Source organism: Arthrobacter sp. (assembly GCF_048266065.1).
Classification (GTDB): Bacteria; Actinomycetota; Actinomycetes; order Actinomycetales; family Micrococcaceae; genus Arthrobacter_H.
The window spans coordinates 292,763-306,789 of sequence record NZ_JBLXAH010000001.1; the positions used below are offsets into that span (position 1 = coordinate 292,763).

Consider the following 14,027-nt stretch of genomic DNA (forward strand, 5'->3'; position numbering starts at 1 on the left):
CCATGGCCTACCTCATCGAAACCTGGGACCGCGACGATGCAGGTTCCCTGCGCGCTGACACCAGGGAAGAACACCTCGGCTACCTCGACGTGAATGCCCGGCTCCTGCTGGCGTGCGGAGCGAAACTGGACGATGCCGGTGAGGTCGCGTCGGGTGGGATCTACTTGCTCGACCTGGAAAGCCGGGACGAAGCAGAGGCTTTCATCGCCGCCGATCCCTTCAGCCGCGTCAATCTGTTTGAACGCGTCGTGGTGACGCGGTGGCGTCAGGCGTATCTGGGTGGGGTCAGCTACCTGTAGCCATGTTCGTGTCCTTCTCACCGAAGACGGGCTCCCTGATGCACGGCGGCGGCGCTCCTTGAGCGTCGTCGTCGTCCTCATTTGATTCAACCCGGGGGAGCCCGGCGTCTAATGACCATCGGGTAGTGAACTGTTGGCGTCAAGAGCGGCCGGCCCGTCCCGGCGATGACCACCGGGATCGCAGCTGCGACAATTGGCCGAAGATCGTCCGGACGGACGACGGGTGCCGCCACTTTCGCGGGGAAGAATGGTCGCCATGACACGTTCCGCCGACATCCACCGTCCGGAAGCCCCCGGAGACACCGAACTGCCTGGGCTGGCCTACCACCGCCTGACGCGCGCGTGGCCCGCCTACCGCTGGTGGAAGCCGCTGGTGGTCGGCGCACTGGGCGCGGGTTTCTACGCCGCGTTCTTCCTGATAGGCATGGTCATCCTGCTCATTGCCGGGATGATCATTCCAGACCTCGGACGCGCGGCCGACGGCTTCTTCGAGGGCCCAGACATCCTGGACCTGAACGACCCCTTCACGTTGGTCGTCACGTTGTCGTCCATCATCCTGATGTGGCCCGCCCTCTGGCTGGCAACGCTCGTGTTGGGTGCCAAGCCCGTGGGGCTGTTGTCCTCGGTTGCCGGCCGCATTCGGTGGACGTGGCTGCTGCGGTGCCTGGGCGTGGCATTCGTGGTGACCGTGGCCGCCCAAGGGATCTCGCTCGCCCTTCCCGGTGCCGGAGCCGACGACCCTGCTGCGCGGTTCGACGGGACAAGCACCCTGGTGGTGCTGGCCGCGGCGCTGGTGCTTGTGCCGATCCAGGCCACCGCCGAGGAATACGTCTTCCGTGGGTACCTGATGCAGACACTCGGCGGGTGGCTACGGCATCCCGCGTTTGCCATTCTCTTGCCCGTGCCGCTCTTCGTGCTGAGCCACGACTACGCGTTGTGGGGCATGATCGATGTTGCCGTCTTCGCCGTCGCGGCCGGCTGGCTGACCTGGCGGACCGGCGGACTCGAGGCGGCGATTGCCCTCCACATCGCCAACAACACGGGAATCTTCGTACTCGTCGCCTTTGGTGCCGTGGACGCCAACGCCGACGACGTCGGCTTCGTGGACCTGCTCATTTCCATGGCCATACTGACAGCGTCCATCGCGGTCATGACCCGCTTGGCGCGGCACCGGAAGATTCAACGGACGAGCTGGTCGACGGTTGGCTTGGCCCCCTCGCGCTAGCATCGGGCAGCAGCGGGCCCACTCGAGGCACGACGGCGGCGCCCCGGAAGCGCCGCCGTCGTGCTCTGGTGTTGCCGTGAAGCGGTGGCTAGCTGTCCACCGATTGCTGTTCGGGATCTTGCAGCTGGGCCAGGGCCGCGGGGTCCTGCAGGTGGGTCAGGGAGAGCGGGCCGGTGTTGCCGTTGATGTACTGGTCGACGTCGGGCGAACCCAACGTCGTGTCCAGATGCTGTGCCCGGCACGAGCCGGTCAGCCGGACGAAGTCCAGGGGGATGTTGGAGTCCGCGTCCGCCTTGTGGTGCGCCGGCGACGGGATGCGCTCCTGCCATTCCGCGGTGACGAGGTAGGCGTACTCCCGATGCTCGGCGATGAAGGCGCGCACGGCCGGGCAGAACGGGAGGACCGCCAGCCGGCTGGCGTGTGCGTCCGTCAAGACGTGGTGGATGAGCATGTCGGTCAGCAGCGCCGACTTGAACTGGCGCTTCATGGAGGTATGCAGGACCCACAGGTCGGCCCCGTCCATGCTGTACTGCACGAAACCCGCCAGTTCGCCCGCCTTGAAGATCTGGTACTGGAACTGGCCGCGGTTGTTCTCGATGGCGATGGGCATGCGCTACGCCACCTCCGTCACGACACTGGAAACGGTCCAAGGAGCGACATGGCGTTGGTGCGGGGGGAGGAAATGGTTCAGGGGGATCACGTTGGCTCCTGCGCAGAACTGGCGGCCCTCTGCTGAACCGGTAATAGCATAGGCAGACAGCAGTAGTGGTTGGCAACTCAGCGGCACAGCCGGTAGCGGGGAACCGACACTCCAGGGTGTGGTCAGCGATGCCAGGGAACGTTTTCGGCAGGACGTTTTGGCCAGCTTCCAACCCTAGGCGCGACCGCGTCAGCGATATATCGTTGAGTATCGCTACCCGATCGGTGGCGAACCACGGAGGAGACCACGATGAACACTTCACATTCGGCCGGAGGGTTCGGCGGAGCCGGCTTCGATGGCGTTTGGCAGGCCCTCGAGGACCTGCGCTCACGGTTCGAGAAGCGCACGGGCACCCGCGCGGGACGCGGTGAGGTGCGTTCGGCGGTACTGGCGCTGCTCGGGGAACGCCCGATGTACGGCTACCAGATCATCCGCGAAATCGAGGAGCGCAGCGGTGGCAACTGGAAACCCAGCGCCGGCTCCGTCTACCCGACTCTGCAACTGCTCGCCGACGAGGGGTTCATTAGCGCCGAGGAATCCAGCGGGCGAAAAATCTACTCGCTGACCGAAGCCGGCCGCGAGGACCTGGACGCCTCCGAGGGCCCGGCGCCGTGGGAAGCGACGGAATCGGAGCGAGGCGGCACCTTCGCGGCCCTGCCCAAGGCAGGCTTCGAACTCGCCCAGGCCGCATCCCAAGTGGGCCGCACCGGGTCGCCGGAACAAGTGCAGGAGGCCGTCGCGGTGCTCGATGAAGCGCGCCGGCGGTTGTACTCGATCCTCGCCCAGGGCTGACCTGGGTGACATTACCTGGCCGGAGCCCGGCACACCCGGGGCCGGGAGCGGGGAACACCCGTGCCCGCTACCGCCGGATCCTGCGGTTCGCGGCGTGGCACCTGGCGGTCGTCTGGTGGTTCGAGCTGTTCCTGCCCCGCATCGGCCTGGCCCGGCTCGCCGTACGCTCGCGGTCACGGCGGATGCGCAATTTCGCGCAACGCTTCCATGCCCTGGCCGTGGAACTCGGCGGCCTGATGATCAAGGTCGGCCAATTCCTCTCCTCCCGGCTCGACGTGCTGCCGCCCGAGATCACCGCGGAACTGGAGGGGCTGCAGGACGAGGTGCCGCCGGTCCCGTTTGCCGACGTTCGGGCCCTGGCCGAGTCCGAGCTGGGTTCGCCGCTGGATCGCGTCTTCGCATGGGTGGATGAGACGCCCGTCGCGGCGGCATCCCTGGGCCAGGCGCACCGGGCGCGGCTGCTGCCCGAAGCTGCCGCCGACGTCGCGTTCGCGGGCGTCATCGTGAAGATCCAACGCCCGGGCATTGAGGCGATCGTCGACGTGGACCTCGCGGCGCTGCGCAAGGTCGGCGGCTGGCTCAGCCACATCCGGTTGGTGTCCCGTCGCGCCGACATGCCGGCGCTGGTCGAGGAGTTCGCCCACACCAGCCTGGAGGAGATCGACTACCTGCACGAGGCCGCGCAAGCAGAACGCTTCGCCGACGAATTCGCCCACAACGACGCCGTTGCCGTGCCCCGGATTGTCTGGGAACGGACCAGCCGACGCGTGCTGGCGCTCGAGGACGTCACGGCCATCAAAATCACCGACCTGGAGGGGCTGCGCGCGGCGGGCATCGACCCGGCGGAGGTCGCCCCCGCCTTCGGCGCGGTCATGTTCGACCAGCTGTTTGGCAGCGGCTTCTTCCACGCAGATCCGCACCCGGGCAACATCTTCGTCACGCCCACCGCCCAACCGGTGGCCGGGCGCCCGTGGAAGCTGACGTTCATCGACTTCGGCATGATGGGCGACGTGCCCCCGGGCACCCGCCGCGGGTTGCGCAAACTGCTGATCGCCGCCGCGTCGCGCGATGGCAGGGGGCTGGTCGCCGCCATTGGCGAGGTGGGGGTGCTGCTGCCCACCGCCGATACCGCGGAACTGGAACGGGCCATGACGCACCTCTTCGCCCGGTTCGGCGGGATGGGATTTGCCGAACTGCGCGAGGTGGATCCACGCGAATTCAGGGATTTCGCCGCCGAGTTCGGTGATGTGGTCCGGTCCCTGCCGTTCCAGCTGCCGGAGAACTTCCTGCTCATTATCCGGGCGATGTCGCTGACCTCCGGGGTGTGCAGTTCCCTGGATCCGAAGTTCAACCTCTGGGACACCGTGGAGCCCTACGCGGCGCAGCTGATCCGCGAGGAGCGGGGAAGCATCGTGCAGGACGTGGCCCAACATGCACTCGACGCGGCGACGACGGCGGTGCGTCTGCCCGGGCGATTGGACGGACTGGTCACCCGCCTCGAGGACGGATCGCTCGCGGTCGCCACGCCGCGCCTCGAACGCCAGGTGGCCCGCCTGGAGCGTACGGCGCGACGGGCCATTTCGGCGCTGGTCTTCGCGGCACTGCTCATTGCCGGGGCGCTGGTCCGGCCGGATGACCAGGTGCTGGGTACCGTGCTGATGAGCGTGTCGGTGTTGCCCCTGCTGCACGGTCTGTTGGCCGGCCGCCGCAGGCTTTGAGCGCGCCTTCCCGGGACGCCCGTCCGCCGGGGCAATAGCCCCTTAACCCACCGACGGCGGCGCAACGTGTGCGCCCCCGTCGTTCTCAGGGGTCCTGCGGGGTCAGCCGAGCGTCGAGGTGTCGATGACGGCGCGGTAGCGGACCTTGGAGGTCATGACGCGCTCGTACGCCTCGTTGATCTGGTCGGCCCCGATGAGCTCGGTGGCCGCGTTGATGCCGTGCTCGGCGCAGAAGTCGAGCATCTCCTGGGTCTCCCGGATGCCGCCGATCAGCGAACCGGCGAAGGAGCGGCGGGCGCCGATCAGGGTGAACGGGGTGACGGGCAGGGCCGCCGGCGGGGCGCCGACGTTGACCATGGTGCCGTCCACGTCCAACAGGGACAGGTAGGCGTTGAGGTCGATCTCGGCACTGACCGTGTTCAGGATGAAGTCGAACGAGCTGGCGAGCTGCGTGAACGTCTCCGGGTCGCTGGTGGCGAAGTAGTGGTCGGCGCCGAAGCGCTTGCCGTCCTCCTGCTTGGAGAGCGTCTGCGACAGGACGGTGACCTCGGCGCCCATGGCGTGGGCGATCTGCACGCCCATGTGGCCCAGGCCGCCCATGCCCACGACGGCGACGCGGGATCCGGGGCCGACCTTCCAGTGGCGCAGCGGGGAGTAGGTGGTGATGCCCGCGCACAGCAGCGGGGCCGCGGAGGCGAAGTCCAGGGCCTCGGGGATGGAGAGCACGAAGCCGGCGTCGACGACCACGTGGGTGGAGTAGCCGCCCTGGGTGATGGTGCCGTCGCGGTCCACCGCCCCGTAGGTGCCGGTGTTGCCCTGGACGCAGAACTGCTCCTCGCCGCGCCGGCACTGCGCGCACTCGCCGCAGGAGTTGACCATGCAGCCGACGCCGACACGGTCACCGACCTGGTGGGTGGTGACGTCGGAACCGACCTCGGTCACGAAGCCGACGATCTCGTGGCCGGGGACCAGCGGGTACTGCTGGGGACCCCAGTCGCCCTGGACGGTGTGGATGTCGGAGTGGCAGATACCGGCGTACTTGATGTCGATCAACACGTCGTTCGGGCCGACGTCGCGGCGTTCGATGGTCGTGGGGGCCAGGGGTTCCCCGGCCGCGGGTGCTGCATAGGCGTTGACGGTCAGCATGGTGTCCTTCGGGTGGGGGACTAAAGTACGATGAACAGCGTAGTACGATGATCATCGTCGTAGCGAATCCCGCCCCGAACCGAAGATGGACTGATGAGCACCCCCCGCACCCTGGAGCACCCCGACGTCGTGGAGCTGTCCCTGGACGCCGTGCTGTCGGCGCTGGCCGATCCGATGCGCCGGCGGATCGTGGTGCAGCTGGCGAACGGCTGCCACGACCAGGCCTGCATCGCCTTCGAGCTGCCCGTCAGCCGATCCACGGCCACCCACCATTTCCGCGTGCTGCGCCTGGCAGGAATCATCGAACAGCGCTACCAGGGCACCGCGATCCTGAACACCCTGCGGAGCTCATGCCTGGAGGAGCGCTTCCCCGGCCTGCTGGCCGCGATCGTCGGGGCCGAGGCGCCGTCCAGTTCGTGATGTAGGGTGTCGCCGCGAAACGGCTTGTTTCGCCAGGTGCGCGACCGGTTCCTCCGCACGTACAGCCGGACGGCGCAAGGCTGCGCCGTCCGGCCGGTGGGCGTTTCCCAGGACGCCCGGCGTGTGTCCCGGGTCAGCCGTTGTTGGCCGCCCGGGGTGCTCCGATCCCGGCGTCGATCTGGTGCGGCCCATCCGCCGATGGCCGGATGTCGAAGTTGAACATCGCGGTGGGCAGGTAGATCGTCGAACACGAGTTCGGGATGTCGACCACCCCGGAGAGCCGTCCTTCCACGGGCGCCGCACCGAGGAGCAGGTAGGCCTGCTCCGGGGCGTAGCCGAACTTGGCCAGGTAGTCGATGGCGTGCAGGCACGCGCGCTGGTAGGACAGATGCGAATCCAGGTAGCGCTGCTCGCCGTCGAGGGTCACCGAGGTGCCCGAGAAGGCCAGCCATTCACTGAACTGGGGTTCGACCCGGCCGGGCATGAAGATGGCGTTCTCGCTGACGCCGTAGGTTTCCATGCCACCGCGGATCAGGTCGACCCGCAGATCGATGAAGCCGCCCATTTCGATGCCGCCACAGAAGGTGATCTCGCCATCGCCCTGGGAGAAGTGGAGGTCGCCCACCGAGAGGTTGGCCCCGTCGACGAACACCGGGTAGAAGACGCGGGTTCCCTTGGACAGGTTCTTGATGTCCTGGTTGCCACCGTTCTCGCGCGGGGGAGCGGTGCGCGCCGCCTCGCCGCCGACCCTGCCCCATTGGTCGCGGGGCAGGCCGCCCAGCACCGCGTGTTCTGCCTCCGGCGGTAGTGCCAGTGGCGGGACGCGGTTCGGGTCCGTGGCGATGAGGTCGCCCTCGCGCTTGTTCCACTTGGCGAGCAGGTCCGCCGACGGTGCGGTGCCCATCAGGCCCGGGTGGATGAGCCCCTCGAAGGAGACTTCGGGGACGTGCCGCGAGGTGGCCACCTGGCCCTGGAAGTCCCAGACGGCCTTGTAGGCGTCGGGGAACTGATCCACCAGGAAGCTGCCGCCATTGTTCTTGGAGAAGATCCCCGTGTAGCCCCAGCCCTGCCCGGCCAGGGGACCGGAGTCCTCCTGCGGGATCGGGCCGACATCGAGGATGTCCACGATCAGCAGGTCGCCTGGCTTGGCGCCCTCGACCGCGAACGGGCCACTGAGCGTGTGCACGGTCAGGAGCGGTGCATCGAGGATGTCCTGGGCCGAGTCGTCGTTGACGATGGCTCCGTCGAACCATTCCCGGCAGTCGACACGGAACACGTCGCCGGGCTTGACGGTGGCCACCGGTGGGATCTCGGGGTGCCACCGGTTGTGCCCCAGTTTCTCCTGGTCCTTGAACTTCTTGTTCGAATCGAGCGAAAAGAGCACTTCAGGCATGTCATCTTCCCTAACTGTGATTCCGGTCCGTGGACCGGGCGGTCCGCGCCGATTCAGGAGCGCGGAAGTTTCTGGTGCAGCGGATTGGTGGTGTAGCCGGAGCCGGGACGGCGTGGGCCGGTCGGCAGGGCGGAAACCACTTCGGGTTCGTGCGCGCTGCGGCGCGTGGCGTCGACCAGCCCGTAGGCCGAACCGCCGGCGATCGAGAGACGGGGGCTGGGCATGCGTCGGCGGGAGGACTTCCCGCAGACGGGGCAGGAGGCCTCATCGGGCCGCTGGTCCATGGGGTGGGACTGCTCGAAGACGTCGCCTTCGGGGCAGCGGAATTCATAGAGGGGCACGATTGCTCCTGGTTCCTCACGGTACGGCTCCCACGGGACGAGAGCGGGCCGCGGGTCAGGGAGCCTGGGTGGCGGGCGGCCCGGTGGCTGCTGCGCTCCTCAGGCGACCACCTCCGAGGTGGTGCCGGTGGTATCCGCCGCCCGGCGGGCGCGTTGGGCCATGACGACGGCGACCACCGCGGCGATCACGCCGCCGGCGGCCGCCGCCCAGGCGGCTCCCGCGGTGGGCCGGTACGCCCCCGTGAGCAGGTAGAGGGCCGGAATCGTTCCGGTGACGTGGGCGACGACGATGGTGAACCAGCCGGTGAAGACCGTCAGATGGTCCATGTGCAGGCCCAGCACGAGGAAGAAGAGGAACCAGAGGACGGCCCACAACAGCCAGATGACGCCGAACGCCGGGTCCTTGACGGTGGTGAATTGCAGGACGGCGAAGACCACTGCACAGACGGTCACGAAGAGCGAGAACCAGCCCAGTCCCTCACCGGGCAGGTCGAAGACCTGGTTGAAGCCGACGTAGAGGTAGGTGAACCCGAAGAGGTAGAGCCCCGAGGCACCGAGAATGGCCGGAAGGTCACCGGCGGCCTGCAGGATGACAATGGTCGGGAAGACGACCTGCATGATGCCCACGCAGAAGTTCAGGATGGCCGCCGATTTGCCCGGGACCAGGCCAATCAGCATCAGCCCGTTGATGAAGAGCACTGCGCCGACGTACAGCAGGCCGACATTGGTCACGACTATCACGCTCCAGAGGTGTACCCAGGCGAAGAAATCGGGTAGCGACACGGATCAACGTAAAATCTTTGTCAAAATGTGATCTGGATCTCAATCTAGGCCGGACCCTCGGGAAGGTCAAGAGCAGGGTGGAGCAGGCCCGCCGGTACGGCTCACCCCGGCAGGATCACTCTGGCAGGATCACTCCGGCAGTGTGGCGATCTGGATGAGGTTGCCGCAGGTGTCGTCGAAGACAGCAGTGGTCACCGGGCCCATGTCGGTGGGCTCCTGGGTGAAGCGCACGCCCAGGGCCTTCATCCGCTGGTATTCGGCGTGGACGTCCTCGACGGCGAACTGGGTGAACGGGATGCCGTCGGCGACCAGTGCCTCCTTGAATGGCTTCGCCGCGGGGTGGCCGCTGGGTTCGAGCAGCAGCTCGGTGCCCTCGGGGTTTTCGGGGGAGACCACCGTCAGCCAGCGGTCCCCGCCGAGGTCGACGTCGTGCTTGACGACGAACCCGAGGATTTCGGTGTAGAACTTCTCGGCCGTGGCCTGGTCGTCGACCATCACGCTGGTCAGGTGGATTTTCATGATCCCACCCTAAACGCACGCAGCGTCGGATCGCTCAGCCGGCAATGCGTTCGCGGATCCTGTCCCGGAGCTGTTCCACTGTCGGCAGCCCGGCGAGCCCGTTCGGGGTCTGGTAGACGCGGCAGGACAATTCGCTGACCGGGGCGGCCCCGGGAAAGAGGTCCACCTCGTCGAGCGTGATCGTGGGGGAGCCGGCAAACGCTGCAGCCGCTCCGGCTGCGTCGTCCACCACCGTGCGGACCACCTCGACGTCCGGGGCGCCCGCCTCGGCCAGGGCCGCGACGATCCGGGCCTGGGTTTCGTCGGAGTTCGGGCAGCCGTCGATGCACAGCAGTTCAATCCTCATGGACCCATTTTCCCCCAGCCGGGAACCCCCTGAACGAGCGACGGCGGCGCGAACCTTCGCGCCGCGGTCGTACTCAATGCCCGGCAGCGGTCAGCCGAGGGTGGAGGTGTCGATGACGAAGCGGTAGCGGACCTTCGAGGCCAGCACGCGCTCGTACGCGTCGTTGATCCCATCGGCGCCGATGAGTTCGGTGGCCGGGGCGATGGAGTGCTCGGCGCAGAAGTCGAGCATCTCCTGGGTTTCGCGGATGCCGCCGACGGCCGAGCCGGCGAACGAGCGGCGCTGGGGGATCAGCGAGAACACGGCAACGGGCAGCGGGGCGGCGGGGGCGCCGACGTTGACCAGGGTGCCGTCCACGTCCAGCAGCGAGAGGTAGGCGTTCAGGTCGATCTCGGCGCTGACGGTGTTCAGGATGAGATCGAACGAGCTGGCCCGCCGGGTGAACGTCTCCGGGTCGCTGGTGGCGAAGTAGTGGTCGGCGCCGAAACGCTTGCCGTCCTCCTGCTTGGAGAGCGTCTGGGACAGCACGGTGACCTCGGCGCCCATTGCGTGGGCGAGCTGGATCCCCATGTGGCCCAGGCCGCCCATGCCCACGACGGCGACGCGGGATCCGGGGCCGACGTTCCAGTGGCGCAGGGGGGAGTAGGTGGTGATGCCGGCGCAGAGCAGCGGTGCAGCGGAGGCGAAGTCCAGCGCCTCGGGCACGCGCAGGACGAAGCCGGCGTCGACGACGACTGCAGTGGAGTAGCCGCCCTGGGTGATGGTGCCGTCGCGGTCCACCGCGCCATAGGTGCCGACGTTGCCCTGCGTGCAGTACTGCTCCTCGCCGCGCCGGCAGTGGGTGCACTCGCCGCAGGAATTGACCATGCAGCCGACGCCGACCCGGTCCCCGACCCGGTGGGTGGTGACCGCCGATCCGACCTCGGCGACGAGGCCGACGATCTCGTGGCCGGGGACCAACGGGTACTGCTGGGGACCCCAGTCGCCCTGGACGGTGTGGATATCGGAGTGGCAGATGCCGGCGTACTTGATGTCGATCAGCACGTCGTTCGGGCCGACGTCGCGGCGCTCGATGGTCGTGGGGGCCAGGGGTTCCCCGGCCGCGGGTGCTGCGTAGGCGTTGACGGTCTGCATGGTGTCCTTCGGGATGGGGGACTGGAGGGCGTCAGCCAGAATAGTCCCGTTGCCCCGCCGGGCGCGATCCCTGTGAGCTGGGCCTCGCCGCCGACGATTCGACGGCGTACCGTGGAGGGGAGGTATTGGTTCGAGGAAAGTGCCATGAAACCAGCAGTGAAGAAGTGGATGCCGGCGGCCGTCATCCCCGTGGTCATCGCCGCGATGGGCGTGGGGGCCGGGATCTCCGCGTCCGCCACCCCGACGCTCGAGCCGAAAACCGCAGGGCAGGTCATCGAGCTGATGGCTGGCGCCGACGTCACCGCGTTCTCCGGCCAACTGCACCTGGCCACCGACCTCGGCCTGCCCGCGCTGCCCGACGCCGGTGCCCCCTCCTCGTTCGGCCCACCCCGGCAGGCGCAACCCGGCGCACCCGCTGCCGGGTCATCGGAGCAGGGTTTCGGGTTGGGTTCCGGCCAGGGTTCTGAGCAGGGCTCCACCTCGGCCGATGCCCCCGATACCCCGGACATCGCCTCCCTGCTGGACCTGCTCACCGGCAGCCACGACGCCCGCGTCTACGTCGACGGGCCGGACAAGGCCCGCGTCCAGCTCATGGAGGGCATGGGGGAGCGGGACGTCATCCGCAACGGGCGCAGCCTCTGGACCTACGATTCGGAGGCCAACCAGGCGGTCCACACCACGCTGCCGCCGACCGCGTCGGCCCGGACGTTCGAGCAGCACGGCGACGCGACGGACGGCGACGCGATGCCGACCCCGCAGCAGCTGGCCGGAAAGTTCCTCGAGGTGGCGGATCCGAGCACCACGACCACCGTGGCGGACGGCTCCACCGTGGCCGGCCGCGACGTCTACCAGCTGGTCCTGACCCCCAAAACCGGGCAGACACTCATCGAGGACGTCACCATCGGCGTCGACTCCGCCACCGGCGTCCCGCTGGCCGTCAGCGTCGACGCGAAGGGCCAGGACACCCCGGCGGTGGATCTCGAATTCACCTCGTTCACCCCGACGGCACCGGACGCGAAGCTCTTTGACTTCACTCCGCCGGCCGATGCCACCGTGCAGCAGAAGCAGCTCCCGCAGAAGCCCCGGCAGGATTCCGTCTGGCCCCACCACACCTTCGGCAAGCAGCTGCAACGCCCGATGCCCTCCGACGACGACGCGGGGCCGCTCCCTGGCACGTCGGGGCATCCGGCCAGCAGCTCGTTCACCGGCACCGGATGGGACACCGTCGCCACGATCCCGGCCGACCAGGTCCCGGCGGGGTTGGCGGCCTCACCGTTGATCGGCCAGCTGGCCACAAAGGTCGACGGCGGCCAGCTGCTGCACACCTCGCTGGTCAACGTGTTGCTGGCCCCGGACGGGCGTCTGCTCATCGGTGCTGTGCCCGTGAAGCGGCTGCAGGCCGTGGCCGACGGAAGCTGAGCGTGGCGCCGCCCGACAGCGGTCTCGCCATCGAGACCAGCCAGCTGAGCAAGTCATTTGGCACCAGGCGGGCCGTGAACAACCTGGACCTGGCCGTCCCGCAGGGGTCCGTCTTCGGGTTCCTGGGGCCCAACGGCTCCGGCAAGACGACGACCATCCGCATGCTCTTGGGCCTGGCGAGCCCCACCAGCGGATCCATCACCGTGCTGGGCCAGCCCATGCCCTCCGCCGGGCAGCAGGTCCTGCCCCGCGTCGGGGCGCTGGTGGAGGGGCCTGCCTTCTACCCGTTCCTCTCCGGCCGGGCCAACCTGCTGCGACTGGATGCTGCCAACCCCCACTCGGCAGCTGCCGACCGGCGCGCCAGGGTGGACCACGCCTTGGAACGGGTCGGGCTGGGGCAGGCGGCCAAACTGGCGGTCCACGCCTATTCACTGGGCATGAAGCAACGCCTCGGCATCGCCAATGCGCTGGCCACCGACCATGAGCTGCTGGTCCTGGACGAACCCACCAACGGGCTGGATCCGCAGGGCACCCGGGAAGTCCGCCACCTGATCGCCTCACTGGCGCAGGCCGGTTCGACGGTGTTCATCTCCAGCCACCTGCTCGGTGAAATCGAGCAGATGTGCACCCATGTGGCGGTGATGAGCAACGGCAACCGCGTCGCCCAGGGCACCCTCGCGGAGCTGCGCTCCGGCGGCAGCGGCTCCGTGGTGGTCCACACCCCAGACGAACAGGGCGCCCGTGGAGTGCTGGCCCGGCTGGGGCTGGCTCCGGAGGTGCGGAGAGCGCCAGCCGGGGAACCCGCGGTCCCAGGCACCGGCGTCGTGCAGGTGCCCTGGCCCGATGGCGGTCCTGAGCCCGAGGCGATCGTCGCGGCCCTGGTGGCTGCCGGGGTGCGGGTGCGCGGGTTCGCGCTCGAGCGGCCCAGCCTGGAGGACCGGTTCGTGGAATTGACGGGGGAGGGGTTCGATGTTGCCCGGTAGCGCGCTGCTCGCCTCTGAGATCGCCCTGGTGTTCCGCCGGCGGCGCACCTGGGCGATGCTGTTGGCGCTCGCCGCGGTGCCCGTGCTGGTGGCGGTTGCGGTCAAGCTGACGTCGGGGCCACCGACGGGACGCGGGCCGGCCTTCCTGGATCGGGTGGCCGGCAACGGGTTGTTCGTGGCGATCGTGGGCATGTTCATGTGCATCCCGCTGTTCCTGCCGTTGACGGTGTCGGTGGTCGCCGGGGACACGGTGGCCGGGGAGGCCGGGCACGGGACGCTGCGCTATCTGCTGATTGCCCCGGCGTCGCGGGGCAGGCTGCTGCTGGTGAAATACCTCGGCGCCGCCCTCTTCTGCCTGGCCGCAGCGCTGGTGGTGGCAGTGGTAGGGATCCTCATCGGGCTGGCCCTGTTCGGCGTCGGACCGGTGACGCTGCTGTCGGGGGACACGATCGGGCTCGGCGAGTCATTCGTCAGGATCGGCCTGATTGCCGCCTACGTTGCGCTGTCGTTGTGGGGGCTGGCGGCGATCGGGCTGTTCATTTCCACGCTGACGGATGTGCCGGTGGGGGCCATGGCGGCGACGGCTGTGCTTTCGGTCGCCGCGCAGATCCTGGGACAACTGCCGCAGTTGGACTGGTTGCACCCGTGGCTGTTCACCCACTACTGGCTCGGGTTCTCCGACCTGCTGCGCGAACCGATCCTGTGGTCATCGTTCGGGCAGAATGCCCTGCTGCAGGCCGGCTACGTGCTCGTGTTCGGGGCACTCGCCTACGGGCGGCTCAGCACCAAGGACGTGCTGTCCTGAGCGG

General features: G+C 68.3%; 16 protein-coding genes. 8 read left to right on the forward strand and 8 right to left on the reverse strand.

The window, feature by feature from the left end:
* Window positions 1–2: 2 nt before the first annotated feature.
* Both ACN0TP_RS01450 and ACN0TP_RS01455 read left to right on the forward strand, forming a co-directional pair.
* Entirely contained in the window at window positions 3–299 is a 297-nt protein-coding gene (locus ACN0TP_RS01450) for a YciI family protein (protein ID WP_417215683.1), read from the forward strand.
* A gap of 256 nt (window positions 300–555) precedes the next feature.
* On the forward strand, window positions 556–1,524 hold the full coding sequence (locus ACN0TP_RS01455) for a CPBP family intramembrane glutamic endopeptidase (protein ID WP_417215685.1): 969 nt from the start codon (window positions 556–558) through the stop codon (window positions 1,522–1,524).
* A gap of 88 nt (window positions 1,525–1,612) precedes the next feature.
* Here ACN0TP_RS01455 and ACN0TP_RS01460 read toward each other — a convergent pair whose 3' ends face one another.
* The gene (locus ACN0TP_RS01460) at window positions 1,613–2,134 is read right to left on the reverse strand and encodes a GNAT family N-acetyltransferase (protein ID WP_417215687.1); all 522 of its coding nucleotides are present in this window, start codon (window positions 2,132–2,134) and stop codon (window positions 1,613–1,615) included.
* Between the two features lie 339 nt (window positions 2,135–2,473).
* On the opposite strand from ACN0TP_RS01460, the gene ACN0TP_RS01465 reads away from it, so the two are divergent.
* Together ACN0TP_RS01465 and ACN0TP_RS01470 are read left to right on the forward strand one after the other, a co-directional pair.
* A complete protein-coding gene (locus ACN0TP_RS01465) occupies window positions 2,474–3,016 on the forward strand; it encodes a PadR family transcriptional regulator (protein WP_417215689.1) in 543 nt (180 codons plus the stop codon).
* 5 nt (window positions 3,017–3,021) lie between these two features.
* Window positions 3,022–4,734: an ABC1 kinase family protein gene (locus ACN0TP_RS01470; RefSeq protein ID WP_417215691.1), complete on the forward strand. Its 1,713-nt coding sequence runs from the start codon at window positions 3,022–3,024 to the stop codon at window positions 4,732–4,734.
* A gap of 102 nt (window positions 4,735–4,836) precedes the next feature.
* Here the strand turns inward: ACN0TP_RS01470 and ACN0TP_RS01475 are convergent, their stop codons facing one another.
* Complete coding sequence (locus tag ACN0TP_RS01475) at window positions 4,837–5,880, reverse strand: NAD(P)-dependent alcohol dehydrogenase (RefSeq protein WP_417215692.1); 1,044 nt, start codon at window positions 5,878–5,880, stop codon at window positions 4,837–4,839.
* Window positions 5,881–5,973: 93 nt separating this feature from the next.
* Here ACN0TP_RS01475 and ACN0TP_RS01480 point away from each other — a divergent pair, with 93 nt between their 5' ends.
* Complete coding sequence (locus ACN0TP_RS01480) at window positions 5,974–6,300, forward strand: ArsR/SmtB family transcription factor (protein ID WP_417215694.1); 327 nt, start codon at window positions 5,974–5,976, stop codon at window positions 6,298–6,300.
* Between the two features lie 133 nt (window positions 6,301–6,433).
* On the opposite strand, the gene fmdA is transcribed toward ACN0TP_RS01480, so the two are convergent.
* The 6 genes from fmdA to ACN0TP_RS01510 all read right to left on the reverse strand — a co-directional run bounded on the left by fmdA (window position 6,434) and on the right by ACN0TP_RS01510 (window position 10,816).
* Entirely contained in the window at window positions 6,434–7,693 is a 1,260-nt protein-coding gene (gene fmdA, locus ACN0TP_RS01485) for a formamidase (RefSeq protein WP_343899252.1), read from the reverse strand.
* A gap of 53 nt (window positions 7,694–7,746) precedes the next feature.
* Entirely contained in the window at window positions 7,747–8,034 is a 288-nt protein-coding gene (locus ACN0TP_RS01490; protein ID WP_417215697.1) for an FmdB family zinc ribbon protein, read from the reverse strand.
* Between the two features lie 99 nt (window positions 8,035–8,133).
* Entirely contained in the window at window positions 8,134–8,766 is a 633-nt protein-coding gene (locus tag ACN0TP_RS01495) for an AmiS/UreI family transporter (protein ID WP_417215698.1), read from the reverse strand.
* 180 nt (window positions 8,767–8,946) lie between these two features.
* On the reverse strand, window positions 8,947–9,336 hold the full coding sequence (locus ACN0TP_RS01500) for a VOC family protein (protein ID WP_417215700.1): 390 nt from the start codon (window positions 9,334–9,336) through the stop codon (window positions 8,947–8,949).
* 34 nt (window positions 9,337–9,370) lie between these two features.
* Window positions 9,371–9,682 (reverse strand): thioredoxin family protein, encoded by a 312-nt coding sequence (locus ACN0TP_RS01505; protein ID WP_417215701.1) that lies wholly within the window; start codon window positions 9,680–9,682, stop codon window positions 9,371–9,373.
* Window positions 9,683–9,772: 90 nt separating this feature from the next.
* A complete protein-coding gene (locus ACN0TP_RS01510) occupies window positions 9,773–10,816 on the reverse strand; it encodes an NAD(P)-dependent alcohol dehydrogenase (protein ID WP_417215702.1) in 1,044 nt (347 codons plus the stop codon).
* Window positions 10,817–10,960: 144 nt separating this feature from the next.
* Between ACN0TP_RS01510 and ACN0TP_RS01515 the strand changes: the two genes are divergently transcribed.
* From ACN0TP_RS01515 to ACN0TP_RS01525, 3 genes are read left to right on the forward strand one after another with little or no spacing between them, the layout of a single operon-like run.
* A complete protein-coding gene (locus ACN0TP_RS01515; RefSeq protein WP_417215704.1) occupies window positions 10,961–12,235 on the forward strand; it encodes a LolA family protein in 1,275 nt (424 codons plus the stop codon).
* On the forward strand, window positions 12,232–13,218 hold the full coding sequence (locus ACN0TP_RS01520; protein ID WP_417216482.1) for an ATP-binding cassette domain-containing protein: 987 nt from the start codon (window positions 12,232–12,234) through the stop codon (window positions 13,216–13,218). The genes ACN0TP_RS01515 and ACN0TP_RS01520 overlap by 4 nt, the downstream gene beginning before the upstream one ends.
* Complete coding sequence (locus ACN0TP_RS01525; RefSeq protein WP_417215707.1) at window positions 13,205–14,023, forward strand: ABC transporter permease; 819 nt, start codon at window positions 13,205–13,207, stop codon at window positions 14,021–14,023. The genes ACN0TP_RS01520 and ACN0TP_RS01525 overlap by 14 nt, the downstream gene beginning before the upstream one ends.
* Window positions 14,024–14,027: the final 4 nt, after the last annotated feature.